The organism is Mycobacterium sp. UM_CSW, from assembly GCF_000455205.1.
Lineage (GTDB): Bacteria > Actinomycetota > Actinomycetes > Mycobacteriales > Mycobacteriaceae > Mycobacterium.
The window spans coordinates 1-723 of sequence record NZ_AUWQ01000175.1 but is presented as its reverse complement, the minus strand read 5'-3'; the positions used below and the strand labels follow the sequence as shown (position 1 = coordinate 723).

The window sequence follows — 723 nt, the reverse complement described above, 5'->3', positions numbered from 1 at the left end:
CCGGCGATCCGGCCGGCACCCAGCAGTCCCTGCTGGGGATGATCAACCTCGACGGCCGCGACGATCCCGACAACCCGGTGTACGCGAGCATGTTCTCGCTTCCGCTTCCCGTGGAGACGCTCGCGCTGGGCTACTACGTCATGGTGCGGACCGGGGACCGCGCGGAGATCAGCTACGACCGGACGAAGGACTCGATCGCCATCGACTGGCCGGAGGGTCACACGGATCACCTGCGTGAGAAGGCCCGGTTCGTCTTCGACAAGGTGACGCAGGCCAACGGCGTGGACTACCGCGACGACCTCTTCGAGGGAACGGCGTTCGCGCCCAACACCGTTCACCCGATGGGCGGCGTGGTCCGGGGCAGGGCCACCGACGGCTACGGCCGGGTGAAGGGCTACGACAAGCTCTACGTCAACGACGCGTCGCTGCTGCCCGGCTACCTGGGCTGCAACCCGTTCATGTCCATCACCGCGCTCGCGGAGCGCAACATCGAGGGGATCCTGCAGGGGCGCGCCTGACCCCTCACGCGGTGAAGCGATAGTCGTCGAGGTCGAAATGCCGGCTGCGCCATTGGGTTTCCAGCGTGGTCGCCGGACGCAGCGGGACGTCGCCGTTCTTGTCGAAGTAGTAGCTGTTGGCCAGCTTGCAGCTGTCCTGCCAGAAGATCTGCCGGTGGCGCTTGCGCATCATCTCGGCGAAGTACCGGGCGTTGGCCTCCGCGGT

The 723-nt window shown here is 66.8% G+C and carries 1 protein-coding gene and 1 pseudogene; one reads left to right on the top strand and one right to left on the bottom strand.

All coding sequences use genetic code 11. The features are described from left to right. Positions 1–518: GMC oxidoreductase (locus tag N415_RS30310; RefSeq protein ID WP_239645742.1), on the top strand; the 518-nt coding region annotated here is incomplete at its 5' end. A 4-nt stretch (positions 519–522) separates the two neighbouring features. Here N415_RS30310 and N415_RS30305 read toward each other — a convergent pair. Beyond that, positions 523–723: pseudogene (locus N415_RS30305) on the bottom strand (NAD(P)/FAD-dependent oxidoreductase); the annotation flags it as partial.